The organism is Segatella oulorum F0390, assembly GCF_000224615.1.
Lineage (GTDB): Bacteria > Bacteroidota > Bacteroidia > Bacteroidales > Bacteroidaceae > Prevotella > Prevotella oulorum.
The window spans coordinates 584498-611362 of sequence record NZ_JH114217.1; the positions used below are offsets into that span (position 1 = coordinate 584498).

Annotated in this window: 28 protein-coding genes and 2 pseudogenes; 22 read left to right on the forward strand and 8 right to left on the reverse strand. The window is 46.2% G+C overall.

Going from position 1 to position 26865, the window contains the following annotated elements:
* The first annotated feature begins 20 nt into the window (after positions 1-20).
* The 5 genes from rpmF (at position 21) to HMPREF9431_RS11645 (ending at position 4127) form a co-directional block, all read left to right on the forward strand.
* Complete coding sequence (rpmF, locus tag HMPREF9431_RS12595) at positions 21-206, forward strand: 50S ribosomal protein L32 (RefSeq protein ID WP_004381521.1); 186 nt, start codon at positions 21-23, stop codon at positions 204-206.
* Positions 206-1225 (forward strand): beta-ketoacyl-ACP synthase III, encoded by a 1020-nt coding sequence (locus HMPREF9431_RS11630; RefSeq protein WP_004381522.1) that lies wholly within the window; start codon positions 206-208, stop codon positions 1223-1225. The genes rpmF and HMPREF9431_RS11630 overlap by 1 nt, the downstream gene beginning before the upstream one ends.
* A 93-nt stretch (positions 1226-1318) precedes the next feature.
* The gene (gene era / locus HMPREF9431_RS11635; RefSeq protein WP_040561712.1) at positions 1319-2200 is read left to right on the forward strand and encodes a GTPase Era; all 882 of its coding nucleotides are present in this window, start codon (positions 1319-1321) and stop codon (positions 2198-2200) included.
* 144 nt (positions 2201-2344) lie between these two features.
* Positions 2345-3658 carry a ribosome biogenesis GTPase Der gene (gene der, locus HMPREF9431_RS11640; RefSeq protein ID WP_004381524.1) on the forward strand — a complete coding sequence of 438 codons (1314 nt, stop codon included), beginning with the start codon at positions 2345-2347 and terminating at the stop codon, positions 3656-3658.
* A 76-nt stretch (positions 3659-3734) separates the two neighbouring features.
* Positions 3735-4127, forward strand: coding sequence for a hypothetical protein (locus tag HMPREF9431_RS11645; protein WP_040561639.1), 393 nt, complete (start codon positions 3735-3737; stop codon positions 4125-4127).
* Positions 4128-4769: 642 nt separating this feature from the next.
* Here HMPREF9431_RS11645 and HMPREF9431_RS11655 read toward each other — a convergent pair.
* Together HMPREF9431_RS11655 and HMPREF9431_RS11660 are read right to left on the reverse strand one after the other, a co-directional pair.
* Entirely contained in the window at positions 4770-5540 is a 771-nt protein-coding gene (locus HMPREF9431_RS11655; RefSeq protein ID WP_004381527.1) for an ABC transporter ATP-binding protein, read from the reverse strand.
* Positions 5537-6295, reverse strand: coding sequence for an MlaE family ABC transporter permease (locus HMPREF9431_RS11660; RefSeq protein ID WP_040561642.1), 759 nt, complete (start codon positions 6293-6295; stop codon positions 5537-5539). The genes HMPREF9431_RS11655 and HMPREF9431_RS11660 overlap by 4 nt, the downstream gene beginning before the upstream one ends.
* 136 nt (positions 6296-6431) lie before the next feature.
* Here HMPREF9431_RS11660 and lptB point away from each other — a divergent pair, with 136 nt between their 5' ends.
* From lptB to HMPREF9431_RS11670, 3 genes are all read left to right on the forward strand, one after another.
* On the forward strand, positions 6432-7223 hold the full coding sequence (lptB, locus tag HMPREF9431_RS11665; RefSeq protein WP_004381529.1) for an LPS export ABC transporter ATP-binding protein: 792 nt from the start codon (positions 6432-6434) through the stop codon (positions 7221-7223).
* A gap of 165 nt (positions 7224-7388) precedes the next feature.
* Positions 7389-7607, forward strand: coding sequence for an integrase core domain-containing protein (locus HMPREF9431_RS12600; protein ID WP_155813050.1), 219 nt, complete (start codon positions 7389-7391; stop codon positions 7605-7607).
* 312 nt (positions 7608-7919) lie between these two features.
* A complete protein-coding gene (locus tag HMPREF9431_RS11670) occupies positions 7920-8243 on the forward strand; it encodes a hypothetical protein (protein ID WP_004381530.1) in 324 nt (107 codons plus the stop codon).
* Between the two features lie 210 nt (positions 8244-8453).
* On the opposite strand, the pseudogene HMPREF9431_RS13585 reads toward HMPREF9431_RS11670, so the two are convergent.
* Positions 8454-8574: pseudogene (locus HMPREF9431_RS13585) on the reverse strand (IS5 family transposase); the annotation flags it as partial.
* A 451-nt stretch (positions 8575-9025) separates the two neighbouring features.
* Here HMPREF9431_RS13585 and HMPREF9431_RS12615 point away from each other — a divergent pair.
* Positions 9026-9373 carry a M23 family metallopeptidase gene (locus tag HMPREF9431_RS12615; RefSeq protein WP_004381532.1) on the forward strand — a complete coding sequence of 116 codons (348 nt, stop codon included), beginning with the start codon at positions 9026-9028 and terminating at the stop codon, positions 9371-9373.
* Positions 9374-9421: 48 nt separating this feature from the next.
* On the forward strand, positions 9422-10600 hold the full coding sequence (locus tag HMPREF9431_RS13590; protein WP_231287822.1) for a hypothetical protein: 1179 nt from the start codon (positions 9422-9424) through the stop codon (positions 10598-10600).
* 123 nt (positions 10601-10723) lie between these two features.
* Here HMPREF9431_RS13590 and HMPREF9431_RS11690 read toward each other — a convergent pair.
* Positions 10724-10995, reverse strand: a pseudogene (locus HMPREF9431_RS11690) (transposase); the annotation flags it as partial.
* A 19-nt stretch (positions 10996-11014) separates the two neighbouring features.
* Between HMPREF9431_RS11690 and HMPREF9431_RS13595 the strand changes: the two are divergent.
* The 8 genes from HMPREF9431_RS13595 (at position 11015) to recQ (ending at position 19082) form a co-directional block, all read left to right on the forward strand.
* Positions 11015-11263, forward strand: a complete 249-nt coding sequence (locus tag HMPREF9431_RS13595) for an integrase core domain-containing protein (RefSeq protein ID WP_081463346.1) — start codon at positions 11015-11017, stop codon at positions 11261-11263.
* 70 nt (positions 11264-11333) lie between these two features.
* The gene (locus tag HMPREF9431_RS11695) at positions 11334-11774 is read left to right on the forward strand and encodes a hypothetical protein (protein ID WP_004381536.1); all 441 of its coding nucleotides are present in this window, start codon (positions 11334-11336) and stop codon (positions 11772-11774) included.
* Positions 11775-12105: 331 nt separating this feature from the next.
* Positions 12106-12369 (forward strand): hypothetical protein, encoded by a 264-nt coding sequence (locus HMPREF9431_RS11705; RefSeq protein WP_004381538.1) that lies wholly within the window; start codon positions 12106-12108, stop codon positions 12367-12369.
* Entirely contained in the window at positions 12366-12977 is a 612-nt protein-coding gene (locus tag HMPREF9431_RS11710) for a hypothetical protein (protein ID WP_004381539.1), read from the forward strand. The genes HMPREF9431_RS11705 and HMPREF9431_RS11710 overlap by 4 nt, the downstream gene beginning before the upstream one ends.
* 318 nt (positions 12978-13295) lie before the next feature.
* Entirely contained in the window at positions 13296-14648 is a 1353-nt protein-coding gene (gene tig, locus HMPREF9431_RS11715; protein WP_004381540.1) for a trigger factor, read from the forward strand.
* A 173-nt stretch (positions 14649-14821) separates the two neighbouring features.
* A complete protein-coding gene (gene clpP / locus HMPREF9431_RS11720; RefSeq protein WP_004381541.1) occupies positions 14822-15535 on the forward strand; it encodes an ATP-dependent Clp endopeptidase proteolytic subunit ClpP in 714 nt (237 codons plus the stop codon).
* Positions 15536-15539: 4 nt separating this feature from the next.
* On the forward strand, positions 15540-16808 hold the full coding sequence (gene clpX, locus HMPREF9431_RS11725) for an ATP-dependent Clp protease ATP-binding subunit ClpX (RefSeq protein WP_004381542.1): 1269 nt from the start codon (positions 15540-15542) through the stop codon (positions 16806-16808).
* A gap of 96 nt (positions 16809-16904) precedes the next feature.
* Positions 16905-19082, forward strand: a complete 2178-nt coding sequence (gene recQ, locus HMPREF9431_RS11730; protein WP_004381543.1) for a DNA helicase RecQ — start codon at positions 16905-16907, stop codon at positions 19080-19082.
* Between the two features lie 64 nt (positions 19083-19146).
* Here recQ and HMPREF9431_RS11735 read toward each other — a convergent pair whose 3' ends face one another.
* The gene (locus tag HMPREF9431_RS11735) at positions 19147-19521 is read right to left on the reverse strand and encodes a pyridoxamine 5'-phosphate oxidase family protein (protein ID WP_004381544.1); all 375 of its coding nucleotides are present in this window, start codon (positions 19519-19521) and stop codon (positions 19147-19149) included.
* 335 nt (positions 19522-19856) lie between these two features.
* Between HMPREF9431_RS11735 and HMPREF9431_RS11740 the strand changes: the two genes are divergently transcribed.
* Together HMPREF9431_RS11740 and HMPREF9431_RS13065 are read left to right on the forward strand one after the other, a co-directional pair.
* Positions 19857-22175: a TonB-dependent receptor domain-containing protein gene (locus tag HMPREF9431_RS11740; protein WP_004381545.1), complete on the forward strand. Its 2319-nt coding sequence runs from the start codon at positions 19857-19859 to the stop codon at positions 22173-22175.
* A 168-nt stretch (positions 22176-22343) separates the two neighbouring features.
* Positions 22344-22601 carry a hypothetical protein gene (locus HMPREF9431_RS13065; protein WP_155813032.1) on the forward strand — a complete coding sequence of 86 codons (258 nt, stop codon included), beginning with the start codon at positions 22344-22346 and terminating at the stop codon, positions 22599-22601.
* A 568-nt stretch (positions 22602-23169) separates the two neighbouring features.
* Here the strand turns inward: HMPREF9431_RS13065 and HMPREF9431_RS11745 are convergent.
* Positions 23170-24045, reverse strand: a complete 876-nt coding sequence (locus tag HMPREF9431_RS11745) for a DUF6261 family protein (protein ID WP_004381549.1) — start codon at positions 24043-24045, stop codon at positions 23170-23172.
* A gap of 100 nt (positions 24046-24145) precedes the next feature.
* Here HMPREF9431_RS11745 and HMPREF9431_RS11750 point away from each other — a divergent pair, with 100 nt between their 5' ends.
* Positions 24146-24580: a hypothetical protein gene (locus HMPREF9431_RS11750; RefSeq protein ID WP_155813033.1), complete on the forward strand. Its 435-nt coding sequence runs from the start codon at positions 24146-24148 to the stop codon at positions 24578-24580.
* 138 nt (positions 24581-24718) lie between these two features.
* Positions 24719-24856 (forward strand): hypothetical protein, encoded by a 138-nt coding sequence (locus tag HMPREF9431_RS13070; RefSeq protein ID WP_155813034.1) that lies wholly within the window; start codon positions 24719-24721, stop codon positions 24854-24856.
* Here the strand turns inward: HMPREF9431_RS13070 and HMPREF9431_RS11760 are convergent.
* Both HMPREF9431_RS11760 and HMPREF9431_RS13310 read right to left on the reverse strand, forming a co-directional pair.
* Positions 24853-26493 carry a hypothetical protein gene (locus HMPREF9431_RS11760; RefSeq protein ID WP_196794599.1) on the reverse strand — a complete coding sequence of 547 codons (1641 nt, stop codon included), beginning with the start codon at positions 26491-26493 and terminating at the stop codon, positions 24853-24855. The genes HMPREF9431_RS13070 and HMPREF9431_RS11760 overlap by 4 nt on opposite strands.
* Positions 26494-26497: 4 nt before the next feature.
* Positions 26498-26653, reverse strand: coding sequence for a hypothetical protein (locus tag HMPREF9431_RS13310; RefSeq protein WP_004379499.1), 156 nt, complete (start codon positions 26651-26653; stop codon positions 26498-26500).
* Between the last annotated feature and the right edge of the window lie 212 nt (positions 26654-26865).

The window sequence follows — 26865 nt, forward strand, 5'->3', positions numbered from 1 at the left end:
AAAAATTAATTTAAAAAATTATGGCACATCCTAAAAGAAGACAGTCAAAGACGCGTACACTTAAAAGAAGAACGCACGATAAGGCAGTAGCTCCTACGTTGGCAGTATGCCCTAACTGCGGTGGCTATTACGTTTATCACACAGTTTGCCCTACTTGCGGTTATTATAGAGGTAAGGTTGCTGTTGTTAAGGAAGTAGCAGAATAATGAAGAATATCAACGCCATCATCACCGGTGTGGCAGGTTATGTGCCCGATTATGTTCTCAATAATGATGAACTCTCGCGCATGGTCGACACCAATGATGAATGGATAGTCACGCGAACGGGTATTAAGGAGCGTCGCCTGCTGGTAGAAGAAGGCTTAGGCACGTCCTACATGGCACGAAAAGCTGCCAAACTTCTGCTGAAAAAGACAGGAGTCGACCCTGATTCAATTGATGCGGTCATCGTTGCTACCACGACGCCTGATTATCCTCATCCCTCAACGGCTTCTATTGTGTTGGGGAAATTAGAGCTAAAGAACGCCTTTGCATTCGATTTCGCAGCAGCATGTTGCGGCTTTATGTATGCGCTTGACGTGGCTTCTAACATGATACAGAGCGGTCGGCACAAACGAATTATCGTGATTGGCGCTGATAAAATGTCGGCCATTACCGATTATCAAGACCGCACTACTTGTCCTTTGTTTGGCGATGGTGCAGGAGCAGTGCTGGTGGAAGGGACTGAAGAGGAAAACATTGGCTTGATAGATTCCTATCATCGCACAGACGGAAAGGGGCTTCCTTTCTTGCATGTGAAAGCGGGTGGATCGGTATTCCCTGCATCCCATTACTCTGTTGATCATCGCATGCACTACACTTATCAGGAGGGACGTTTCGTGTTCCGCTATGCAGTGAACGCCATGGGCAATGACTGCGAGGAGTTGTTGAAGCGCAATCATCTCACGATGGACGATGTAGATTATGTCGTTCCGCATCAGGCAAACCTCCGAATCATCGAAGCTGTGGCCAAACGTATTGGCGCACCGATGGAGAAAGTGTTGGTCAACATTCAGCGTTATGGCAACACGAGTGCCGCTTGTATGCCACTTGTGTTGTGGGACTTTGAGAAAACGCTCAAGAAAGGCGATAACATCATTCTCACAGCTTTCGGTGCCGGATTCGTAAACGGTGCAGCTTATTTGCGCTGGGCATACGACGGTGCAGGCGTAGGTGCAGCAAAATAGGTTGTAAAACGAAATAAGAATAAGAAACGCATCTGTCTTATCCGTCAGGAGGGCGATGCGTTTTTTTTATGGATATTCACCTAAAAGAAGATGATACACAAAGCAGGTTTTGTAAACATCGTGGGCAATCCCAACGTGGGAAAAAGCACCTTGATGAATCAGTTGGTGGGCGAACGCATCAGCATTGCTACGTTTAAGGCGCAAACCACACGCCATCGCATCATGGGAATCGTGAATGAAGACGATTGCCAGATTGTGTTTTCCGACACACCGGGCGTGTTGAAGCCCAATTATAAGATGCAAGAGATGATGCTGGCTTTCTCGGAATCGGCACTCACCGATGCTGACATTCTGCTTTATGTGACCGACGTGGTGGAAAATCCTGAGAAGAATCTCGACTTCTTAGACAAGGTGAAGCGCATGCAAATTCCTGTGCTTTTGCTGGTAAACAAGATTGACGAGACCAATCAACAGCAGCTCGGCGACATCGTTTCGCGCTGGCACACGCTGCTGCCCAACGCCGAGATACTGCCCCTTTCGGCCAAGAATAAGTTTGGCATCGACATTTTGTTGAGGCGTATCAAGGAGCTTTTGCCTGAGTCGCCCGCCTATTTCGATAAGGAACAGCTCACCGACAAGCCCGCCAAATTCTTCGTGAGCGAAATCATTCGCGAGAAGATTTTGCTCTATTACGACAAGGAAATTCCTTACAGCGTAGAGGTGCGTGTGGAGCAATTCAAGGAGACAGAGACCGCAATCCGCATCAACGCCGTCATCTATGTGGAGCGCGACAGCCAAAAAGGTATCATCATTGGGCACCAAGGGGTGGCGTTGAAAAAGGTAAACACCGAGGCGCGCAAGGCTCTCGAGAAGTTTTTTGCGAAGAAAATCTTCCTTGAAACTTTTGTGAAAGTCGATAAAGATTGGCGCTCTTCGCAGCGCGAGCTCAATAGCTTTGGTTATAATCCCGAGTAAGTGGCGCACCAAGGCATACTCCATCAATCATCCATTGGGACGCAAGTTCCATCATTTATCATAAGGCCCTGAATAGACTGAGGGCACACTCTCCGCAAGAAGGAGGGCCGAAGAATGTATAACTTCAGAAATTAAACAACAATTATGGCAAATTTAGTAGCTATCGTAGGGCGTCCCAATGTGGGAAAATCTACGCTTTTTAATCGCCTCACGCAGTCGCGTAGGGCGATTGTCAGCGACACGGCCGGCACCACTCGCGACCGACAGTATGGCAAATGCAGCTGGAATGGAAAGGAGTTCTCCGTTGTGGATACGGGCGGATGGGTGGTCAACTCCGACGATGTGTTTGAGGATGCCATTCGCCGTCAGGTGTTGGTTGCCACCGAAGAGGCCGATTTGGTGCTCTTCTTGGTGGACGTAACTACCGGCGTTACCGATTGGGACGAAGATGTTGCCACCATTCTTCGTCGCACAAAGTTGCCCGTTATCTTGGTGGCCAACAAGGTAGACAACAGCGCCGATTACTATCAGGCGGCCGAATTCTATCGTCTTGGCTTAGGCGATCCGCAGTGTGTGAGCGCTGCCACGGGTGGCGGAACGGGCGATTTGCTCGACCTTATCATCGGCAAGCTGCCCCAAGAAAACCCGGAAACCATAGAGGATGATATTCCACGTTTCGCCGTTGTAGGGCGGCCTAATGCAGGAAAGAGCAGCATCATCAATGCTTTCATCGGCGAGGACCGCAACATTGTGACCGAGATTGCCGGCACCACGCGCGACAGCATCTACACGCGGTTCGACAAGTTTGGTTTTGATTTCTACTTAGTCGACACCGCAGGAATCCGCCGCAAGAATAAAGTGAACGAGGATCTTGAGTTTTATAGCGTGATGCGATCGATACGCGCCATAGAAAACAGCGACGTATGCATACTCATGCTCGATGCGACACGCGGCGTGGAAGCGCAGGACATGAACATCTTTCAGTTGATACAAAAGAACAACAAAAGTCTCGTTGTGGTGGTGAACAAATGGGACTTGGTGCAGGAAAAGTCGCAAAAGGTAATCGACACGTTCGAAGCGGCCATCCGAAACCGCATGGCACCCTTCGTCGATTTCCCCATCATCTTTGCTTCGGCCCTCACCAAACAGCGCATCTTCCGCGTTTTGGAAACGGCAAAACAGGTTTATCTCAACCGCAAGACACACGTCGGAACGTCGAAGCTCAACGAAGTGATGTTGCCCATCATCGAGGCCTTCCCGCCACAAAGCGTCAAGGGAAAATACATCAAAATCAAATATTGCACGCAGCTCCCCAACACGCAAATCCCCTCCTTCGTGTTCTATGCCAACCTCCCGCAGTATGTGAAGGAGAATTACCGCCGCTTTCTTGAAAACAAAATTCGCGAGAACTGGAGCATGCACGGCTGCCCCATCAACATCTTCATACGGCAGAAGTGATGCCAGTTCCGGATGGTGGAAAGTGACAGACGACATATATAATAAGGTGAACGCACGTCTCGTGCGTCTTTGCAGGATGACGAAAATCATAGTATTGGGGTGCATGCTGTTGTCGCTTTTTAGTTGTAAACACATTCTCAGCGACCCCGCAAAACCCGTAGGCAAAGCGGCTCTGCGTTATTATCAGCAGCTTTTAAACGGCAACTATGCCGCGTTTGTCGATGCCACCTATCGGCCCGACAGTTTGCCTTCGACCTATCGTTCGCAGCTTATTCTAAACGCAAAAATGTTCATCGAACAGCAACAAAACGAGCACGACGGACTGAAAAGCGTTGCCGTGGCGCATGCAACCATCGACGAAGCGCAGCACACGGGCAATGCCTTCCTCACTTTTAGGTATGGCGACGGCTCGTCAGAGCAAGTTGTTGTGCCGATGGTGGAGCACGATGGCGCGTGGTATTTGCGCTGACTGCGACGAACATTTTTTCGTTTTGCGCATCATTTGCGGAACTGCCGCAAATGATGCGCATTTTTGCATGTTGCTTGCGGAAGTTCCGCAAGCAACATGCAGTTTTGTGTTATATTTGCGGGAGTTCCGCAAGCAATATTCAATTTTGTAACATATTTGCGGGCGAACCGCAAGCATCATGCAGTTTTGTGTCATATTTGCGGAAGTTCCGCAAGCAAAATGCAATTTTGTAACATATTTGCGGAAGTTCCGCAAGCACCATGCAATTTTGTAACATATTTGCGGGCGAACTGCAAGCAACATGCAGTTTTGTGTTATATTTGCGGAAGTTCCGCAAGCAACATGCAATTTTGGAACATATTTGCAGTTGAACTGCAAGCAAAATGCAGTTTTGGAACATGTTTGCAGTTGAACCGCAAATGTGGTGCAAAGAAAGAAGCGATTAAAATCGGAGCGGGCGAATCTTGTGGCGTGTGCGTGGGATGTTTGGCGCGTCATTGCGGGCTTGTTGCGCGGCAATGACGACGAAAATAAATGTGTAGCGCGTGGTTTTTGGGTCGATATTGAGCCATAACCACGCGCTACACTTTGCGTTATGCTTGGGGGAATGGTGGCGTCGTGTGCGCCGACGATGGTGGAAGATTACTTTTCGTTTTCGGCAATCTCCACCTCTTTTACCTTCTTGAACAGCTCGCTGGCGAAGACCAGTTCGTTGAGCTTTTTGTTGGTCGAGGTCACCACTTCGTCTTTGTTGCCCTGCCATTCCTTTCGGCCTTTATAGATGAAGACGATATTTTCGCCAATGCCCATCACCGAGTTCATGTCGTGGGTGTTGATGATGGTGGTCATATTGTATTCTTTGGTGATGCTCGAGAGCAGTTGGTCGATAACCAATGAGGTTTTGGGGTCGAGTCCCGAGTTGGGCTCATCGCAGAAAAGGTATTTGGGATTCATCACGATTGCGCGGGCTATGGCGACGCGTTTCTGCATGCCGCCCGAGATTTCGCCGGGGAATTTCTGCTGCGCGTCAATCAGGTTCACGCGGGCTAAGCATTCCTGGGCACGTTTCACGCGGTCGTGATAGGTCATGGTTGAGAACATGTCGAGCGGGAACATCACGTTTTCGAGCACGGAAAGCGAGTCGAAAAGTGCGGCGTTTTGGAAAATCATCCCCATCTCGCGGCGCAGCATTGCTTTTTCTTTTTTGTTCATCTGCATGAGGTTGCGCCCGTCGTAGAAGATGTTTCCCTGCGTGGGTGTGAGCAATCCCACGAGATTTTTGATTAAAACGGTCTTGCCGCTTCCGCTTTGGCCGATGATGAGATTGGTTTTTCCGTCTTCAAAGGTGGTGCTGATGTCTTTCAACACTTCTTTGTCGGCAAACGATTTGTAGAGATGCTTTACTTCGATCATGAGAGTAATTGTGTGAGAAATACGTCAGAAAATAGAATTAAAACACTGCTCGACACCACGGCATCGGTGCTGGCTTTTCCCACTTCTACGGAGCCTCCTTCAACGGTGTAGCCGAAGAACGATGACACGCTGGCGATGATGAAGGCGAAGAACATGCTCTTGATGATGCTCATCCAGATGAACCAGGCGTTGAATGCGTGCTGCAAGCCGAGCGTGAGGTCGTCGGGGGTGAGGATGTGGCCGATGTATGCGGTGCTGTATGCGCCCACAATGCCGATGGCCGAACTGAAGATAACCAGGAAGGGCATCATTGTGATGAGCCCCAAAATCTTGGGCAGAATGAGATAGTTGGCCGAGTTCACGCCCATGATGTCCAAGGCATCAATCTGCTGGGTGACGCGCATCGTGCCGAGTTCTGAGGCGATGTTCGACCCCACTTTTCCTGCAAGAATCAAACACATGATGCTGCTCGAGAACTCTAAGAGCATAATTTCGCGTGTGGTGTAGCCCGAAACCCAGCGCGGCATCCATGGACTTTGAATGTTCATTTTCATTTGAATGCAAATCACTGCGCCAATGAAAAACGAGATGAGTATCACGATGCCTATCGAGTCGACGCCTAATTGCGCCATCTCTTTGCTGTAACGTTTGAGGAACATGCGCATGCGATCGGGAACCGCTATCGAGCGTCCCATGAGCATCAGATAGCGCCCAAAGGTCGTGAGATATTTGTGTAAGAGTTTGAGAACCAACATAAGTGTTACCTGTCTTCTTTTGGGTGCAAAAGTAACCAAAATCCTTTGAAAAAGTGATTTCGTGCACATAGTTTTTATTTTTTATTTTGTCAGTCAGCCGAATAGCTATAACTTTGCAGCCAACGCATGTTTTGATATGGAAGAACAGAAACTGACAACGCTGCGCACCGAGGGATTGGTGAAACGCTATGGCAAACGAACGGTGGCCAATGGCGTGAGCATTAACGTGAAACAAGGTGAGATTGTGGGGCTGCTTGGGCCTAATGGTGCGGGCAAGACCACCTCTTTTTATATGACAACGGGTTTGGTGGTGCCCAACGAGGGGCATGTTTTCTTAGACGAAAAGGAAATCACCGACTATCCCGTTTATAAGCGGGCGCGCGCCGGCATCGGCTATTTGCCGCAGGAGGCGAGCGTGTTTCGCAAGATGAGTGTCGAGGATAATATCATGTCAGTGCTCGAGATGACCCGCCTGTCGCACGCCGGTCAGGTGGAGAAATTGGAGAGTCTGATTCGCGAGTTCCGCTTAACAAAAGTGCGAAAGAACAAGGGCGACCAGCTCTCGGGCGGCGAAAGACGTCGCACAGAGATTGCCCGTTGCTTGGCCATCGACCCCAAATTCATCATGCTCGACGAGCCTTTTGCCGGCGTCGACCCCATAGCCGTGGAGGATATTCAGCACATCGTGTGGCGCTTGAAATATCGCAACATCGGCATTCTCATCACCGACCACAACGTGCAGGAAACCCTTTCCATCTGCGACCGTGCCTATCTGTTGTTCGAAGGCCGCATCCTCTTCGATGGTCCTTCAGAGGAACTGGCCGCCAATCCCGTTGTGCGCAAAAACTATCTGAGCGAAAATTTCGTCTACCGCAAGTTCAAACCCAACGCCGAAGACGAAGCCCTCGAAGCCCAACTGAAAGCATAACGTTTCTTCATGTCTTGACTTTGCCCCAGAAAAGTGGGCTATATTGTGGGGCAAAGTGCAGTATATCGTATTGAAACATAGCCTATATTGTGTAATAAAATGGATGGTAATGGTGTACATTTCAAATCGAAGTGCAATAAACAACCACGTTTTTCATAGTTTATAATCTATTATTGCTGTCCCTCTGAATTAGAAAAGGCTGTTGCCCAATGGGTGAAATACTATAATGAGAGGAGGTTTCATGAATCGTTGGACAATCTTACACCAAGAAATGTATATTTAGGACAAGGGGAAGAAATTAAAAGGATAAGAGAAACTATAAAGCAAAATTCAACCAATAAAAGAATTTCTGAGCATAAAAGAATGAAATCACAGCATAAATAACTACATTTGCAGTTGTGCACTTTTGTTTGACAACGTACAATTGTGGAACACCTGAAACATTAAAAAGAATGAATGTTATTGATATTTCTTTTCAGAGAGTTCCTATTGATAAACAATCAGCATTTCACAGTGCGCTATCTAGGAGAGTGACAAAATTATTAGATCCATTTAATTTTCATGATCCTGCGTTTCATATAGAAATCAGGCAGTACTAATTATAGAATCAAAAATTGATAGTCTCATTTTAAAAAGAGACTACACAATTATACTATATTCAACAATTGAGTTATATATTACATAAGATATTCAAATATGAAAAAAATATATATTATTTCAATAGTAGTTTTTATTATGCTGTCTTGCATGGCATCTTCGCCTCAGCATAGTCTTCAGTTCCGATTATTTGGTTTTTGGGCGCCAAGTGGTGATGAGGTTACTGTGTTAAAAATCGATAAGGATAGTTTGTATTATGTAGATGAATATCCTATTGTGGCAATACCTTATCAGTTTGCAGGCGATAGTATGACTATAGACGCTGATGGAACAACTATCGTACAACATATTTCATTTCGCAAGGATACGCTCGTTATGAAAAATCAGTGGGGCGACGTTAGTCGTTTTGTACCTGTTAAATAAGCTGTTAATCGTATATAATATAGTTCCTTTTAATGAAAAAGAAAGATATAATCTCAATAATTCAAGATAATGATATTTCTGAATATTATTCCTTGAAGAATTTATGTATTGAGACCTCTGCAAAACCTCATATAGATAGCGAAATCATAAATATAACTCATTGATTATCAATAGTAGCTTTTGAGTGTAAAAAGACTTTTGCAGAGGTCTCATAGCACGAATAGGTGCCCAGTCAATGACTTGTATTTATTTGTGAAAAGAATGTCTGCTTGACCTTTCTTTGCCCAAGGAATAGGTCAGCAAAACTTGGAGAGGATAACTTCTGTTTCATACGATAAAGGTACGAAAAATATTTGAGAAAGGCAAATTGTATGAAGAGTTTTGCAGAGGTCTCGAATCATTGGACAATCTTACATCAAGAAATGTATATTTAGGGCAAGGGTTAAAAGGATAAGAGAAACTATAAAGCAAAATTCAATCAACAAAAGAATTTCTGAGCATAAAAGAATGAAATTACAGCATAAATAACTATATTTGCAGTTGTGCACTTTTGTTTGACAACGTACATATGGCACGAATTATCATAACATCGCCACAGGCAGTAGGGAGCGTAGAGATTGAAGCAAAGGAAAGAAAGTGTACAAAAGAATGCGAGCAATGTTTTGAATATGCGGACCCTGTGGATAATCCACGACTAAATAATCAAAGCAACAATGTTAATAAGAATAGATTTCATCGTGTGAAACGTTATAACAAAAAAACATCCAAAAGGATATTATCATATGGGAGTTGATATTTTAGCTTCAGTAGGGACTCCTTTAAAATCCATGCTCTGTGGAATTGTTGTAGAGGCAAGAGATACCAAAGGAGATTTGGGAATAGTGGTGACGGTAAAATCAAAAGATAAAGATGGTATTGACATTTGGATAAAGTATTGCCATCTTCAATCTTTTTCGGTTTCGAAGAATACAAAAGTAATGCATGGGGAAATAATAGGTTTAACAGGAAATACAGGAAACGCAAGAAATATTTTATCACAATATCGGCATGTACATATTGAGGCATCACGGGATGGAATCTTCTATGGTGGTAAAAAAAAGAGTAGATCCAGAACAGTTTATGAAAACTAAATTTGATGAAACTAAAGAAGGTAATGTAATTTTACAAGAGCAATGAAAATGAAACATATAGCTTTTATATTATCTCTAATATTGATAAGTACGACATCTTTTTGTTGCAAAAGCCAAAAGAATTTTAATTTTTTGAATATTCAAAACAGGACATCCTCTTTGATATTTACAGACGGCGAGGCTACCTTGTTACCATACTTCTCTGGAGAAAATGCAACAAACTTGTATACTGTCTATTTTCTTGGTCGTACGGAAAGAGAACGTGAATATTGGGATGTATATAATAAAAATGGCTTTTGGAAAGGAAAGGACAGTGAGCAGATGCATATATACACCAAAGATATAGAACGATATATCAATGCGAACATAAAGCAATATTACATTTTTGCTATTGCCATAGAAAAGAGAATGATAAAGGAAACAGCAGAAAATGAATTTCTACCAAACAGTGGTGCTGTCTATAAGACATATCTACTAACGGATGGGAAATGGATTGTAACAGATAGTTTCAACGTACAAGAGACTCCGAAAGAAACTGCGGAGTATTTAATAAATATCTTAAACAAAAGAAGTAATGGGGAAGTTAAACTTTTGAGAGATAGTTTGGCAGAAGGGAGTATTGCTTCTTGTGTAAGAAATGGGAAGCAATATGTCATTGATGGATTTATTTTGAATTTACCAAGTATTGACGAAGAAGATTTCAAGTTTGAAAAAAGAAATGATACTTTATACATCACACCATTGACCTACTTCACTCTTGACGGAACAACTCTTATCGTTCAGAAAGGCATTCGTGTTATAAACTTGCGGGAAAGCATTATCATCGGCATAAAACAGGAAACAACAGACGACACACCTGCTGCATGGCTGGATTTTTCTTCTGAAAGAAGTAGGTTGATAAGGAATATAAAGCAAAAGTACAATCTTTGGACTTCTCAAGAACAAGAGGATTATTTATATCGATATCATTGGCCAACCATTAAAGACTTGTCTATACAATTCCAAAAGACATTTTACGATAAAATCATAGAAAACCAAATTGACTATAAAGAATGTTGTCCTGAATATATAGAACAGGCAAAACAATATCTTGCTATGAAAAAAGAGAGTGTCATTTCTTTTGAGCAGTTGCATGCATATCCTCAAATAAAGGGTAGGACAATTACAATTTCTTACAGGAAAAAACAGAAGAGTAGGCATATAGTGATAGTAGAAACTTTTAAATAAGTGGGTTGATAAAAACGAAATCTTTAATGATAATGGGTTCTTGGCTTATTTCACTTCTTGCTAAAGCCTTTCCTCTTTTTGCAGTTGGTTATGTTACTAAAGATATGCGAGTTCGGAATAAGATTAGTATGCAAACTGTTCTAACTGCTTTGATTTTTCGACATAAACAGGTAGAGCCTCAGGTTTATTGTCAAAAAGCAATAGGCTGTTAGGGCAGAACATAGGTTCATGATGAAGTTGTGTATCGAGCGATGTCGCGAGTGTACGAGGTTAGCTTTATTCTTCAAGAGTTCATTGATACACTCGATGATATAGCGTTTTCTTAACATAATCTTATCCCACATCGGCATCAGCTTGTTCTTCATTTTAGCCTTTAGCCCATGAATGAGTTGGATACTCAAGAATACACGAGGCATGAGCTCAACAAAGTTTTATCCCGAACTCGCGTATTATTTCTGTCCCTCTGAATTAGAAAAGGCTATTGTCCAATGGGTGAAATACTATAATGAGAGCAGGTTTCATGAATCGTTGGATCATCTTACACCAAGAGATGTATATTTAGGGCAAAGGGAGAAAATTAAAAGGATAAGAGGAACTATAAAGCAAAATTCAACCAATAAAAGAATTTCTGAGCATAAAAGAATGAAATTACAGCATAAATAACTATATTTGCAGTTGTGCACTTTCGTTTGACAACGTACATCTCTTAGATAAAGCAAAATAATGATTAAATATGAAAATTAACTACTGGGTACTCTTATTATTCATTATAGTTGTTAACACACAACTTTATGGACAAAAGGTAAAATTATTAGATAATACATATTATAAGGCTTTTGGAGATAGAAGTGATATCGTAAACATTATAGAGCACGAACGCTCTCAAATAATAATGCTTTTAGAGCCATCATTATCATCTATGATAGAAGAAACACTATCCACTGATACAGCTCTTTTTCGATGCGTATTAATTATAAATATAGAAAGAACGAATAACATTTTCAATATCTACAATGATAAGCCATTCTTCTATCAAGATAATAATAAAAGGTATGAGAATCTCAAAATTAGCGATGAGATAACGGCTATAGTACGTTCGATAAAAATCTGCCCATTACTAAATAGAAGAAACAAAAAAAGAATAAGTTTTGGGTTGGTGTTCCATCGAAAGTAACTGAACTACTTCTTCTAACCTGAAATATGGATAAAGAAGACAAGATTCTAAGTATTAGAAAGCGCAATCAGGTAGTGTAATTTCAACTATGTCAAGGCTCTAATCCTTCATATTTTACCTCATTTTAAGGATGAATTGGGAAATGTTATGTTTTGTAAACGTAAAAATGGGACAGGAATCTATAGCATTATAATTAATGATACAGGTTATGGATTTCATATGTTTGTAGATATTGTTAAAGGTGAAAGTACTTACCAGGACTTCAATGATATAAAAAGCTTCTATAAAACAAAATGCAAAGAATTGGGAATCAAAAAAAACGATATGGAGAATGATGAGAAATATTGATGAATTTGGCTCAATGGAGAATGTACGAGACAAGGCTGCTCCTTGGGGTGAAATACTCAGCCATCTGACTTGTCCGAGGGATGAACGAGGATACGATTTAAGCGAAACCGGAGTTTCCGACATATTCTTCCAAGAGGCTGCTGATGGATTCTGTTCTTGGTTTATCCTCCAATACATGAGAGGATATAAGCCATTCGTAACAATGATGTCAAAAGAAATTGAAATAGAAATAGAAGGAAGATTATGAATATGAGAAAGTTCTGTTTAGGAGGATTAGTATTTTGCCTTGGAAGTCTTGTCTTTTTTATATCAAGATGTAATATGATTGACAAAAGCAGTTATTATGTCCTTGAATATCGTACAGGTAATACAGGTAATGACAACGAGAAAAAGATATATGCAGCGAGTACTATCCTTGTGGCGAATGTTCCTTGCCTAAAGAACTCATTAAGGAGAAACTTAGAAACTTTTTTTTGGAAAAATATAACACAGGATACAATAAATAGATATAACTCTATGTATGGTTATAGTTTTTATAGGGAGACAAAATATCTCACTAAAAACTTTAAAGAAGGGGGACAATATAATCCGGAATTTAGTAGTTGGGATAATACAATGGACTGGAGAAATCATCTAAAAGATAGATTAGGAGAGGTATGTTTTTTTTGCCGAGAGGATAAAACAGGATTTTATGTTTGCAGAATCGCCAAGCAGGCTGTAGTTTTTCATTGGTTTGAACCTTCTTATGAAGATTTTGAGTATAGAGAAGATTTTAATAATATAAATGATTTCTGGAAAAAGAAGCGAAAGGAATTAGGAATTGACAATACGAGACCGCTGCAAAACCTCATATAGATAGCGAAATCATAAATATAACTCATTGATTATCAATAGTAGTTTTTGAGTGTAAAAAGACTTTTGCAGAGGTCTCCACTTATAATTCGTAATTCGTCGGACTCATGTTATATTAACAAATTGGGTTTACAACAAAGTGGTTATATTTTTATTTATATAAGAATTTCTTGAGTAGTCCATAAATCACTTTCTTATGGTAATGTTTGGAAAAATAAGGTATTTTTATGTCGTATTATTAGGTATATTCGTGGATAATGCGTAAATTTGCGTCCCGTAATTTGCGAAAACAAAAACATAATATAAAAATAAAACAGCAAGATGAATATTTCATTTGAAATTGCAGACAAGGTGAATGGTCTGTTGACTCTCACCGTAGAAGAGGCCGATTATCAGGAGAACGTTGAGAAAGCGTTGAAAGACTTCCGTAAGAAGGCTAATTATCCTGGTTTCCGTCCAGGCATGGTTCCTATGGGACTGATTAAAAAGCAATATGGTGCATCGGCCAAGATGGATGCCATTAACAAGCTCATTGGTGAGCAGATTTATAAATATGTGCAAGACAACAAAATTCAAATGCTTGGCGAACCTTTGCAACACGAAGGTCAAGAGCCCCAAGATTTGGAAAAGCCTGCACCTTATACGTTCCAGTTTGATATTGCTGTGGCACCCGAATTCAGCATCGAACTCAATGGCCACAACAAGATTGACCATTACACCATCACGGTTGATGATGCGTTGATCGACCGTCAGGTCGACATGTTCGCTTCTCGTTTGGGCAGCTTTGAAAGCGTTGACAGCTATGAAGACAACGACATGTTGAAAGGCGATTTGCGCGAGCTCGATGAGAAGGGCAACACCAAAGAAGGTGGTTTGACCGTTGAAGCTGCATCGGTGATGCCCAATTACATTAAGAACGAAGCACAAAAGGCACTTTTCAATGGGGCGAAGAAGGGTGACATCATCACGATGAACCCTCGTGAGGCTTATGAAAACAATGCTGAGTTGGCTGCTTTCTTGAAAGTGAAGGAGGCAGAGTTGGGCAACTACACGGGCAACTTTAGCTATCAGATTACCGACATTCAGCGCTATAAGAAGCACGCTGTAGACCAAGAATTGTTCGACAGAACGTTTGGTGAAGGCGAGGTTAAGAGCGAGAAAGCATTCCGTGAGCGGATTGCTGAAGGTTTGAAAGAACAGCTTTCGGTCGACGCAGACTACAAGTTTATTCAAGATGTTCGTGCTTATTGCGAAAAGAAAGTGGGTGATTTGCAATTCCCCGATGCTCTTTTGAAGCGCATCATGCTGAACAATAATAAGGAACGCGGCGAGGAATTTGTGGAGAAGAATTATGCCAACAGCCTTAAGGAACTCACTTGGCGCCTGATTAAAGACCAGCTTGTGGCTGCACACAACATCAAAGTTGGCGACAAAGACGTGTTGGAAGCTGCCAAAGAAACGGCTCGTGTGCAGTTTGCACAATATGGCATGAACAATGTTCCCGACGATTATGTGGAGAACTATGCCAAGGAAATTATGAAGAAACGTGAGAATGTGGATGGTTTTGTTGACCGCGCTTCAGACATCAAACTTTGTGAAGCATTGAAGAAAGTGGTGAAACTGAACGAGAAAGAAATCTCTCTCGACGACTTCAATAAGATGATGAGCAAATAGTTTTTTCGTAAAAAACTAACCCGATAAGAAAGGTTATCGACTTTTTTTATTATCTTTGTGTGAGTAAAGCACCATGCCGAGGCAAAACCATTGGCATAGTCTTTGCAAAAAGATAAGAGAAAAAGGTGGATAACCTTTATTTTTTTATACAAATGATCAGTAAAGGAAGAAGTATGAACAACGATTTTAGAAAATATGCTACAAAGCATTTAGGCATGAATGGTATGGTGCTTGACGATGTCATGAAGGTGCAGGCACAATATCTTAATCCTTATATTTTGGAAGAGCGTCAGCTCAATGTGACGCAGATGGACGTGTTCTCGCGCTTGATGGCCGACAGAATTATTTTCTTAGGTACAGAGATTGACGACTATACGGCTAACACTATATCGGCACAATTGCTCTATTTGGACTCGGTAAACGATGCGGGCGACATCTCTATCTACATCAATAGTCCTGGTGGAAGTGTGACAGCCGGTTTAGCCATTTACGACACTATGCAGTTTGTGAGCAGCGATGTTGCTACTATTTGCACGGGCATGGCTGCTTCGATGGCTGCCGTTTTGTTGGTTTCTGGCCAAGAAGGTAAGCGCTCGGCCTTGAAGCATAGCCGCGTGATGATTCATCAACCTTTGGGCGGTGTGCAAGGGCAGGCTTCGGATATTGAGATTGAAGCAAAAGAAATTCAAAAGTTTAAGAAAGAACTCTACACCATTATTTCAGAACATTCGCACACACCTTTTGAGAAGGTTTGGCAAGATAGCGACCGCAATTATTGGATGACTGCTGAAGAGGCCAAGGCCTATGGCATGATTGATCAGTTGTTGGTGCGCAAGAAAGATGGTCCGGTTGGTAACGAAACGACAACAAATGGCGGGGAGAAATAAAAACATGGCAAAGAAAGTATGTAGTTTCTGTGGGCGCGGCGAGAACGAAGTTCCGTTGCTCATTACGGGCGTGAACGGCTATATTTGTGCCGACTGTGCGCGTCAGGCCTACGAGATTGTGCGCTCTGCCACACGCGCTTCGGGTGGCAGAATGGATGATTTCGAAGAGGAAGAAGTGATTGAAAAGCCCATTGACACTTTCGAATGGAAGAAAGTTCCCAAGCCTAAAGATATTAAAAAATATTTAGACGAATACATCATTGGGCAGGATGAAGCCAAGCGTTTCCTGTCGGTGGCGGTCTACAACCATTACAAACGGTTGCAACAACCCATGGACGATGACGGGGTGGAGATTGAAAAAAGCAACATCATCATGGTGGGAACCACGGGAACAGGCAAGACCTTGTTAGCGCGCACCATTGCAAAATTGCTGCAAGTGCCTTTCACCATTGTCGACGCTACGGTGTTTACCGAAGCGGGTTATGTGGGCGAAGACGTGGAAAGCATCTTGAGCAGGTTGCTGCAAGTGGCCGACTATAATGTTGAAGCCGCACAACATGGCATTGTGTTTATCGACGAAATCGACAAGATTGCCCGTAAGAGCGACAACCCATCCATCACGCGTGATGTGAGCGGCGAGGGGGTTCAGCAAGGACTTTTAAAGCTGCTCGAAGGCACGATGGTGAATGTTCCGCCCAAGGGTGGCCGCAAACATCCCGATCAGGACTATATTCATGTGGATACACGCAACATTCTTTTCATCTGCGGTGGTGCTTTCGACGGCATCGAACGCAAGATTGCACAGCGCCTGAACACGCGTGTTGTGGGCTACAATGCCGTGCAGAATGTGGCCAAGATTGATAAAGATAATCTCATGAAGTATGTGCAACCCACCGACCTCAAGGCGTTTGGTTTGATACCCGAGATTATCGGTCGTTTGCCCGTGCTGACCTATTTAAACCCGTTAGACCGCGAAGCTTTGCGCCGCATCTTGATAGAACCGAAAAATTCTATCATCAAGCAGTATGTGAAGCTGTTTGAGATGGACGGCATCCGCCTGTCGTTTGACGACGATGCGCTCGATTTTATTGTCGACAAGGCGGTGGAATATAAATTAGGTGCGCGCGGTTTGCGCTCTATTGTGGAATCGGTGATGATGGATGCGATGTTTGAAATTCCGTCCGAACGAAAGAAAAAATTCACCGTTACGTTGGATTATGCTAAGAAGCAAATGAATAAATCGCATTTAAGACAATTAGATGTAACGGCCTAACGGCGGCGTGTGGGGCGATGGTTGCCGCCATTGTCCCCCCATGCACCCAAGGGCAGCACCCATCAAAGGTAATGAACTTATAGACAAACGCAACCTATGACAACGAACGCTAATCTTGCAAAGCAGTTGAAACACTATTTTGGTTTCGACCAATTTAAAGGTGATCAAGAGGCTATTATTCAAAATTTGATGGCCGGCAACGACACCTTTGTGCTCATGCCGACAGGAGGTGGCAAGAGCCTTTGCTACCAGTTGCCGTCGCTTTTGATGGAGGGCACCGCCATTGTGGTGTCGCCTTTGATTGCTTTGATGAAAAATCAGGTCGACGTGATGAACAGTTTGAGCGACGAACCTTGTTTGGCGCATTGTCTCAACTCGTCGCTTACGAAGACCGCTGTGCAGAAAGTGATGGACGATATTCGCAGTGGTCGCACCAAACTGCTGTATGTAGCGCCCGAGTCTTTGACCAAGGAAGAGACCGTAGCGTTTTTGCAAACCATCAAGATTTCGTTTTATGCCGTAGACGAAGCCCATTGTATTTCGGAATGGGGACACGATTTCCGTCCTGAATATCGCAACATCCGCCCCATCATCAACCGCATAGGCAATGCACCTGTCATTGCACTCACGGCCACAGCTACCGACAAAGTGCGCAGCGACATCAAGAAAAGTCTCGGCATAGCTGATGCGAAGGAGTTTCGCAGTTCGTTCAACCGTCCCAACCTTTATTATGAGGTGCGGCCCAAAACCAACGATATTGACAAGCAAATCATTAAATTCATTCGGCAAAATGCAGGCAAGAGTGGTATCATCTACTGTTTGTCGCGCAAAAAAGTGGAGGAGTTGGCCGAGATTTTGCGGGCCAACGACATCAAAGCCGCACCCTATCATGCAGGTTTAGAGAGTGGCGTGCGTTCACAAACGCAGGACGATTTTCTCATGGAGCGGCTTGATGTCATCGTGGCTACCATTGCTTTTGGTATGGGCATCGATAAGCCCGACGTGCGCTTTGTCATCCACTATGACATCCCAAAGAGTCTCGAAGGCTACTATCAAGAGACGGGACGCGCAGGCCGAGATGGCGGCGAAGGGCAGTGTATCGCCTTCTATGCGCAGAAAGATTTGAAGAAATTAGAGAAGTTTATGGAAGGGAAGCCTGTGGCCGAGCAAGACATTGGCCGGCAGTTGTTGCAAGAGACGGCTGCCTATGCCGAGTCTTCCGTCTGCCGACGTCGTATGCTGTTGCATTATTTTGGCGAAGAATATCCCTACGACAACTGCCATAATTGCGACAACTGTCTCCATCCCAAGGTGCAGATTGAAGCCGGAAATGCCTTGCTGATTGTCTTGCAGGCGGTGCGCGATTTGAAGGAAAAGTTCCGCCAAGAATATGTCATTGACTATGTGAAAGGGCGTGCCACCGACGACATTGTGTCGCATCATCATGACGAGCTTCCCTCGTTTGGTGCAGGCGAAGACGAAGATGCTAAGCATTGGAATCCCGTCATTCGGCAGGCCATCATTGCGGGCTACCTCCGCAAAGACGTTGAGAACTATGGGTTGTTGAAGCTCACGGCCGCCGGAAAACGCTTTCTCAAGGCGCCCACCTCGTTTAAGATTGTCGAAGATGCCGAGTTTAATGGCGAATATGATGAGGAGGCCGACGACCCGACAGTCGTTGCACTCGACCCCGAACTCTATGCCATGCTCAAGGACTTGCGCAAGTCAATGGCCGCCAAATTAGGTATTCCGTCCTATGTGATCTTCCAAGAAAGTTCGTTAGAGCAGATGGCAACCATCTATCCTGTGACCATCGAAGAGCTGCAACAGGTGCAGGGTGTGGGCGTGGGGAAAGCCAAACGCTATGGCGGCCCGTTCTTAGAACTTATCGCAAAGCATTGCCGCGACAACCAAATTGAGCGTCCGGGCGAGCTGCGTGTGCGCACCGTGGCCAAGAAGAGTGCCACGAAAGTGAAGATAATCCAGAGCATCGACCGCCAATTAGCCTTGGATGACATTGCTGAAAGTTTGGGCATGTCGTTCGACGAACTGTTGGATGAGTTGGAGGCAATCGTGTATAGCGGCACGAAAATCAACATCGAATATTTCATCAGAGACGTCATGGACGACGAACATATCGACGACATCTACGACTATTTCACCGAGAGTGAGACCGACGATTTGCGCGTGGCTGTGCGCGAATTGGGGGGCGATTACACCGACGAAGAGATACGTCTTGTGCGCATCATGTTTATCTCTGAAATGGCCAACTGATGCCTTTCCGCTCTTCATCGCGTGCCATTGTGCGCAAGTGGCACGCGATGACGTGGCTAAAGGCCTAAAGCATTTGCTTGGCAACGTCTACGGTTATCGCTAAGACGCTCCTGATGAAAGGATATTTCTGACGCATCATTTCATAATCGGGGCCCGAAGTGAGAAACTTTGCACGCCCTTCTATGCGGAAGCCTGTGCCCTGGTAGCCGTTGAAGCCCTCAACGTCGCGTGTTCCTAATGCGAGAAGAACGCGGTCGTTCACCTCAACATTGGCTTCGGTCTGCTTCATTCCGGCCGCGGGAATGAGAATTCTTTCATCATCGGTTACCACCAAATAGCTGTTCCAGGTGCACGTCAGGTGGGGTTCTTCATGCCCCCACGATACGATTGAGACGACGCCTTCATGGCGAATAACATCGAAAAACTTTTCTGTAAGCATTTTAATTCCTTTATTTTGTTAAACAGGTGGGCAAAGGTACGAAATAAAAGGGGGATTCTGCTGCCGTTGCTTTGGTAATTTGCCGGCCGGAAATCGTTTCCACGCCATGCGGCGACAATAAGATGATAGCGATATGGTTTCTGCGCCGAACGGTGATAGGAAACGCTTTCTTCAAAAGGTAAATGATAAGGTTGTTAACAAAAAAAACAACGGACTGTTGTGTTTTGTGCCATTTTTCTTTTAACTTTGTGAAGCTTATCGGCCACGCGTGACAGAAGATGCACGACGTCTTCTTTGCCGAGCCACCTATTTTAATATGCTAACACAACATCAACATGCAAAAAATGCTTCTCCTTTTCGTCCTCTTCATGGTGCAGACCGTGCACGGACAAACCCTGTCGGGCACCGTTTCTGACGTGCATCATGCCCCCATTGCCTTTGCCAACATCGTGGTGCTATCGCCCGACGACTCCACTTTCGTCAGCGGAACCACCAGCCAAGCCGACGGCTCCTTCACACTCACTTCCATTCAGAAGGGGCAACTGCTCAAGGTGTCGTGCATCGGTTACGAGCCGTTCACAACCATTTATGGTGGCACATCGCCACTGCACATCACCCTTGCCGACGCAACGAAGCTGCTCAGCGAAGTGGTTGTGAAATCGAAGCGCCCGCAGACGCAATTCAAAGGCGAGGGCATGCTGACCACCATTGCCGGCAGCCTCTTGGCCAAAACAACCTCCATAGAGCAACTGCTCAACAACATCCCGCAGGTTTCGGCACGCAACGGCACCCTTGAAGTGTTTGGACGCGGCACGCCCGAGGTCTATATCAACAATCGAAAAATGCAAGACAACAACGAGCTGACGCGCCTTCAGCCCAGCGAAATCAAAACCATTGAGGTGATTACCAATCCCGGTGTGCGCTACAATGCGCAGGTGAAAAGCGTCATCCGCATCACCACCAAGAAGCTCTATGGCGAGGGGTGGGGCATTGATGCACAAACCAGCGCGGGCATCAACGACCAGACGCGCACCAGTGGAACCGAGGCTGTGAACCTCAATTATCGGCAAGCCAAGTGGGAACTGAGCGCCACCCTCTCGGGCAACTACACCCACCGACCCGACGACAAAGACTTTTCGCAACATACCTTCTTAGCCGACACGTGGCAACAAGACACGCATCTCACCCAGGAATATACCAACATCAGCCACTACACGCGCTTGGCCGGAAGCTATCTCTTCAGCGTCAACCACACTCTTGGTGCCAGCATCAGCTATTTTCGCTACGCACGCAACCACGGCGAGGGCGACATGGCCACCACCTCGTTGAAAAACCAACTGCCCATCGACCAAACCGCCATGCACTATTCCGCCGCCGAACGCCCGCAAAACGCCTCATCCAACGTCTATTATGTGGGCAAAATCGGCAAAGTCAGTATCGACTTCAACACCGATTTCTTTTGGAGCGGCAGGAAAAGTCAGATGTATAACCACGAGCGCTACACGCCCACCGGCATGCCGACAACCGAGGATTGGGTGAACTCCGACCGTCGCGTCTACGCCCGTTTGCTGGCCTCAAAGCTCGTGATCGCATGGCCTTTATGCAGCGGCAAATTGACCTTGGGCGGCGAATATTCCACCTCGAAACGCAAGAGCCGATACACCTTGCTGCCCCAACATTTGGTTGACAACGAGCAAAGCCGCATTCGTGAGAACATGACCTCGGCCTTTTTCGACTACAACCGCAACTTCGGCAAGCTCTATCTGCAGGCTGGACTGCGCTACGAATACATCGATTTCAACTACTACGCCCACGACATCTATCGCCCTGCGCAAAGCAAAAACTATGGCAAATGGTTTCCCTCGTTGACCCTTTCCATGCCCGTGGGCACCACCGAAATGCAACTCACCTATGCCACCGACATCAATCGCCCCACCTATGAGCAGCTGCGCGAGGGCATACAATATGACAACCGTTACACTTACGAGGCGGGCAACCCCTTTTTGCTGCCCACCATCAGCCGCAACGTGGGCTACGCACTGTCGTGGAAATGGCTTTTGTTCAACGCCCGGTATGCCCATGTGAGCGACGACATCTACGAGTTCTCGCGCATTTATCGCGGCAATCCGCAGCTGCTGCTCAACCAGCCCGAGAACGTTGCGGGCTACAACCGCTTGCAAACCAGCCTCAGCCTGCGCCCGAAATGGGGCATCTGGTCGCCGCGTTTCGAGGCATCGCTCAGCAAGCAATGGATGCACCTCGACATCCACGAGGGCGCGCTGCCCAATCATCCCGTGGCCAGCTTCCGACTCAACAATGTGCTGGATGGAAAATGGGGCACGTTTTCGCTCATCACCACGCTGCGCACCCGCGGAAACGAAGGCAATGTGTTCTATTGCAAACCACGGTGCACCATTGACCTTTCGCTCTACAAAGCGTTGCTCCAGCAGCGCCTCTCCCTGCAATTCTATGCCTCCAACCTCTTCCATACGGGCAAGGACAGCTATGAGTTCTACAGCGGAACGGCAGTCACCACGTGCGTGACCGAATTTCCATCTACCGCCTACTGGCTGACCGTGCGCTATCGTTTCAACACCACCAACAGCCGATATAAAGGCACCGGAGCCGGCCAATCGCAGCGCAACCGCATGTAGCGCCTGGCGTTCATCGGCGAAGTTGCCACCACGAACGGCCTGCCCCGTCACCACCCTTCATGCCATCTTCGCGCTTCAACATACACACATCGGGGGCGGAAATGCATCACGCACTCCCGCCCCCTTCTTTGAAATAAAAAAGTGTTTGTGTCGTTATGATTTGGGTAAATGCGCCCCTGCAGAGCGACGCGGACGGGCACACAGGCGCCGCCCCTACCCATCTCCACCAAACCACGCGGTGTGCCCATACCCCATCGGGGTTATACTTTCGATAGCGCAGGGTTAGCAAGCGCAACGCTGCCTACCCTGGGTAACAATGCAAGTGAGGAGGCTACCCCCTTGGGGGTTGTACTTTTTCTCATCGCACATCATCACCACACGCGGCAAATGGATTATTCGCGAATGATTTCCCCACACGAAATTTGATTTTAAAAAGTACAATGCCGATGGCATAGGTTTCCCTCCACAACCTTACCCAGGGTAGATTTCGCTGCGCTCAATCAACCCTGGGCTGACAAAAGTACAACACCGATAGTGTTGGTTCATGTGCTCCGTTTTCACCAACCAACAAACAAAACCACCCACGGGTAATCTGTCTAAACGAAACCAACCGTCCCACGCGCAATTCTCTCAAGCAAAATACGTAGGGGCGGTGCCTGTGTGCCCGCCCGAACGTCCGCACAGCGGCGTTTCCATACGGGAAATAGGTTTTGTGTATCACGCATTGTGCGCGGGGAATTTAACGACGAATGCGCCCTTGCAGGGCGACGCGGGCGGGCACACAGGCACCGCCCCTACCCATCTCCGTTATACATCCGCGTACAATCCTCCCCAACGATATCAACCACCCAAACGAAACGCGGAAACAATCCATACACACATCGGGGGCGGAAATGCATCGCGCACTCCCGCCCCCATTACTTAAAATAAAAAAGTGTGTGTATCGTTATGATTTGGGCGTCACCGTGGATGACGCCATTTGTTTTAAAACAAGTTATTCTTTTGGTGTCACCGTAGCATCGCCCTGACCTTTTCCGCCGGGCTGATCCTTTCCACCACCCGGCTTATCCTTACCATCGCCACCCTCGCCCGGCTTTGCTGCATCACCGCCCGGCTTTTTGCCATCGGGTGATTTTCCGCCGTCTCCGGGTTTCTTGTCGTCGCCCGGTTTATCGCCATCCGAAGGCTTTTTGCCACCCTTCTTTTTCTTCGGCAGCACCTCATGTTTGTAGCGGTCGATGTGCTCGTTGAGGAACTTGGCTAAGGCGTCGTAATCGTCGGTGCCCGAGACCATCGCCAGCGCGTTGACAAACTTCACGAGGTGGCGATAGGCGGCATCGGTGGCCAAACGTGCTGCGCGGAGCTCGCCGGCAATGACGGCCGATTGCGCGGTAGTTCGGTCGACAATGAACTGCTCCACCTTGGCATTGGCCTCCTTCAGCGGAGCAACGAACAGCGTGAGCCCGAGCTTCGTCACCTGCGCGGCATACTTTATTTCGAGATCGGCGATGAAATTGTGTAGCAAACCTGTTTCGCGGTCCAGTTGCATCGCAGGGTCGATGCGATAATCCACCAAACATTGCTGCAGTTCCTTGGCCGCCTGCGCCACATCGGGCACGGGCGCATCCGTCAATCCCTTAATCGATTTGCGCAACCCGCGAAAAATGTTGTCGCGCTTATCGTCGGCCGCCTTGATGTCGTCCGTGATGAGGCTCTTTTGCGAAATCACCAAACAGCGATCCTCCTCCTTCACCGCGGCCGCCAACGCCTCGATAGCCTTTTTTGCTGCAGCATTTGTGCCCAACGCCGTCTCCGTCGCGAAACGGTCGCTCACCACCTTCATAAACTCATAGTGCGTGCCGTTGTTCATGCCACTAAATCAACTTTTTTTGATATCAACCATCATGAAATGCCTTTAATATATTAAATAAAAAAAATTGTTCTTTGTTCGTTGTTATTTTTACGTTTCAATGCTTGCAGCGTTATTGCGAGCATTGTTTTTCACGTTTTATCGTCACCGTGCAGCGCGGGAACAATATTTTCGCGTTTTATCGTCACCGCGCGGCGCGGGAACAATATTTTTGCCGTTTTATCGTCGTCGCGCAGCGCGGGAACAATATCTTTGCCATTTTATCGTCGCCGTGCAGCGCGGGAACAATATCTTTGCCATTTTATCGTCGCCGTGCAGCGCGGAAACAATATTTATGCCATTTTATCGTCACCGTGCAGCGCGGGAACAATATTTTCGCGTTTTATCGTCACCGCGCGGCGCGGGAACAATATTTTTGCCGTTTTATCGTCGTCGCGCAGCGCGGGAACAATATCTTTGCCATTTTATCGTCACCGCGCGGCGCGGGAACAATATTTTTGCATTTCATCGTTTGCAGCATTACTGCGAGCATTAAAATTTTTGTTTTCATCTTTGCAGAATGGCGGCACGTGTTGGAATGGTAGGGGCGGCGCCTGTGTGCCCGCCCGAACGTCCACGCAGCGGCGTTTCCATCGGCAAAATATATTTACGCATCATGCACGAGGATTTAACGATGTATGCGCCCTTGCAGGGCGACACGGGCGGGCACATAGGCACCGCCCCTACCCATCTCCATCATACTTTTCCGTGCAATCCGCCCATAATCGATGGCCACATCTGCCGCGTTCCTACAAAACTATTCATCATTTAGAAATGAACGAAAGGCAAAACATTACTATTCATCATTGTGTTCCAACAAACTCCCGTATAAAGTCGGTCTCCACTCGTAATGTTAATGTAGGCAGGTTTGATACCAGCACTTCCCCAACGTATCTGCGTGCTGCTGATAATGAATTGACTCGTAGCATCAGGCTTACCAGCTTGTGTAAACGCATTCCGAAACTTTGTTTCGAATCCTGAGTTCATTTGGTGATAATGTGGACCTACAGGCTCTGTTGCGGTGGGGGTAAATCCTTTCTGAAAAACCTGTACGAACTTGATTAATTCACCATAGCTCGGCAAATACCATCGACCAATGCTGCTGGCAGTGGCTACGCCCGGCGTGTAGTGAGCTGCCTGATAGAAAGCGGGATAGGTAGTGGCCTGATTTGAACGGACGGTGCCCAGCAAATTGGCGTTATAGGTCCAATTCTCACCATTCATATCGGCTGCTGCCTCGGCCATATTCGTGGGCGAAGGACTGATGTTCTCCTCAATATGGTCGTCAACATTCTTCCAAGTGTAATTAAGTATGTCTAACGCGCAGGCCGTGCCTTGATCCGACTCCGACGTCTTCTCTTTCACCACGATGCCGATGGGGGTGCGCGATCCACGCTTGGCCAACGAACCGATGGTACCGTCGTTGTAGAGATACCAGGGCTCTTTGTTTTTGAACTTCAGCTTCCAAATGTAACTGTGGTTCTTTTGAAGCGGCCCAACTGGTACACCCTTATTGGAATGAATGGCGCGCCCGTAGAGATTGCTCGTAATGGCATAGTAAGTCATAGAGTTATATTCTGGTGAACACAAAATATAATCGGTGGTGTAGGTGTATTCCTTGGTGACGGAACTGGGCTGATAAGTCTGATTGAGATGGAGTGTACCGTTATAACCAACCCCGGCACTGGTACCCCCATTTCTCAGCCTATTCCCTTTTAAATCGAAATAGGCCGAGCCAACATCATACGTCACATCGCTATTGAGCCAATTTAATATTGGCGATACCAGCGGTTCGGTGTAGGAGACAAATTGATAGCGGATGCGTGCTTGCGGATGGCGCATGACAAACGACACGAATACATCAAACGGATTGGTGACCGTGACGGGGTCGGAAACGCCGATGAGGGGCATCTGCCCAGGGTTAAGATTCATATAAAGTTCGTTGCCATTGTCGGTCACGGCGCTGTTGATGCACACGAAGGTGTAGGTGCCTGCTTCTAATTCCCAATGGCCTGAGGGGGTGAACACGCCGCCGGTCATGGTGCCCGTCAAACCGTCGTGGCGCGTGCCGCCGGCATCGATGGCATAAATCTTATAGGTGCCGTCGGGAACGGGATTGCCGGCACGGGTTTGTGCGCAACCGGCCGTGTCGGGCTCGAGCGTTGCTTCAGCAATGATGCCGTTGCCCAAGTCAATCTCTTGCGGCTCGGCCAGGGCGCGTGTACCTTGTTTGGCGGCAGCAACTTCGCCGGGGACAAACGCCTCTTCGGTGAATTGAAAGCGAATGCCTTTCGCCACATCAATCTTGTTGCCTGTGTCGGCCATGTTCTCTTCGCTGCTGCAAGCACTCAGCAACAGCAGGCCGGCAAGGCAGCCCATCATCAGGATGTTTTTTCGTTTCATCTTCATCTTTTTATACCTCCTCTTCTTCTCCGGGCACTTCTTCGTCGGCACCCCATTCTTCTTCGGTTGAACCTTTCTTGATAACAACACTCGATTTTGCAATCATAATCTCGTCCATGAGAGAAATGACTTCACACCAAGGTGCGACATAAGTTTTTTTCTTCATCTTTACTTAAATTTATTATTGTTTTGAGTTACTGCAATGCATGACTTTTGAGCGTAAACGGCTCGATTTTTTCCACGAAAAAGGGCATGCAAAAAGTTTATGAAAAACTTCTTGCACACCCTTTGTTTGTAAGTGTTTATGTTGTATATTACGCGCGCGTAGGAGCGGACGTTAGAATGTGTGTGTGTGTGTGTGTGTGTGTGTGTGTGTGT

Coding starts and splice junctions, on each gene's coding strand:
- HMPREF9431_RS13070 (WP_155813034.1), top strand. CDS start 24,719: ATGTATGCGCCCTTGCAGGGCGACACGGGCGGGCACATAGGCACCGCC.
- der (WP_004381524.1), top strand. CDS start 2,345: ATGGCAAATTTAGTAGCTATCGTAGGGCGTCCCAATGTGGGAAAATCT.
- HMPREF9431_RS12615 (WP_004381532.1), top strand. CDS start 9,026: ATGGGAGTTGATATTTTAGCTTCAGTAGGGACTCCTTTAAAATCCATG.
- HMPREF9431_RS11740 (WP_004381545.1), top strand. CDS start 19,857: ATGCAAAAAATGCTTCTCCTTTTCGTCCTCTTCATGGTGCAGACCGTG.
- HMPREF9431_RS13590 (WP_231287822.1), top strand. CDS start 9,422: ATGAAACATATAGCTTTTATATTATCTCTAATATTGATAAGTACGACA.
- HMPREF9431_RS11745 (WP_004381549.1), bottom strand. CDS start 24,045: ATGAACAACGGCACGCACTATGAGTTTATGAAGGTGGTGAGCGACCGT.
- HMPREF9431_RS11710 (WP_004381539.1), top strand. CDS start 12,366: ATGAATATGAGAAAGTTCTGTTTAGGAGGATTAGTATTTTGCCTTGGA.
- lptB (WP_004381529.1), top strand. CDS start 6,432: ATGGAAGAACAGAAACTGACAACGCTGCGCACCGAGGGATTGGTGAAA.
- tig (WP_004381540.1), top strand. CDS start 13,296: ATGAATATTTCATTTGAAATTGCAGACAAGGTGAATGGTCTGTTGACT.
- HMPREF9431_RS13595 (WP_081463346.1), top strand. CDS start 11,015: ATGAGCTCAACAAAGTTTTATCCCGAACTCGCGTATTATTTCTGTCCC.
- rpmF (WP_004381521.1), top strand. CDS start 21: ATGGCACATCCTAAAAGAAGACAGTCAAAGACGCGTACACTTAAAAGA.
- HMPREF9431_RS11645 (WP_040561639.1), top strand. CDS start 3,735: ATGACGAAAATCATAGTATTGGGGTGCATGCTGTTGTCGCTTTTTAGT.
- HMPREF9431_RS11735 (WP_004381544.1), bottom strand. CDS start 19,521: ATGCTTACAGAAAAGTTTTTCGATGTTATTCGCCATGAAGGCGTCGTC.
- HMPREF9431_RS13065 (WP_155813032.1), top strand. CDS start 22,344: ATGCGCCCCTGCAGAGCGACGCGGACGGGCACACAGGCGCCGCCCCTA.
- HMPREF9431_RS11660 (WP_040561642.1), bottom strand. CDS start 6,295: ATGTTGGTTCTCAAACTCTTACACAAATATCTCACGACCTTTGGGCGC.
- clpP (WP_004381541.1), top strand. CDS start 14,822: ATGAACAACGATTTTAGAAAATATGCTACAAAGCATTTAGGCATGAAT.
- clpX (WP_004381542.1), top strand. CDS start 15,540: ATGGCAAAGAAAGTATGTAGTTTCTGTGGGCGCGGCGAGAACGAAGTT.
- HMPREF9431_RS11655 (WP_004381527.1), bottom strand. CDS start 5,540: ATGATCGAAGTAAAGCATCTCTACAAATCGTTTGCCGACAAAGAAGTG.
- HMPREF9431_RS11705 (WP_004381538.1), top strand. CDS start 12,106: ATGATGAGAAATATTGATGAATTTGGCTCAATGGAGAATGTACGAGAC.
- HMPREF9431_RS11695 (WP_004381536.1), top strand. CDS start 11,334: ATGAAAATTAACTACTGGGTACTCTTATTATTCATTATAGTTGTTAAC.
- HMPREF9431_RS11750 (WP_155813033.1), top strand. CDS start 24,146: ATGCTTGCAGCGTTATTGCGAGCATTGTTTTTCACGTTTTATCGTCAC.
- HMPREF9431_RS11630 (WP_004381522.1), top strand. CDS start 206: ATGAAGAATATCAACGCCATCATCACCGGTGTGGCAGGTTATGTGCCC.
- HMPREF9431_RS11760 (WP_196794599.1), bottom strand. CDS start 26,493: ATGAAGATGAAACGAAAAAACATCCTGATGATGGGCTGCCTTGCCGGC.
- HMPREF9431_RS13310 (WP_004379499.1), bottom strand. CDS start 26,653: ATGAAGAAAAAAACTTATGTCGCACCTTGGTGTGAAGTCATTTCTCTC.
- recQ (WP_004381543.1), top strand. CDS start 16,905: ATGACAACGAACGCTAATCTTGCAAAGCAGTTGAAACACTATTTTGGT.
- HMPREF9431_RS11670 (WP_004381530.1), top strand. CDS start 7,920: ATGAAAAAAATATATATTATTTCAATAGTAGTTTTTATTATGCTGTCT.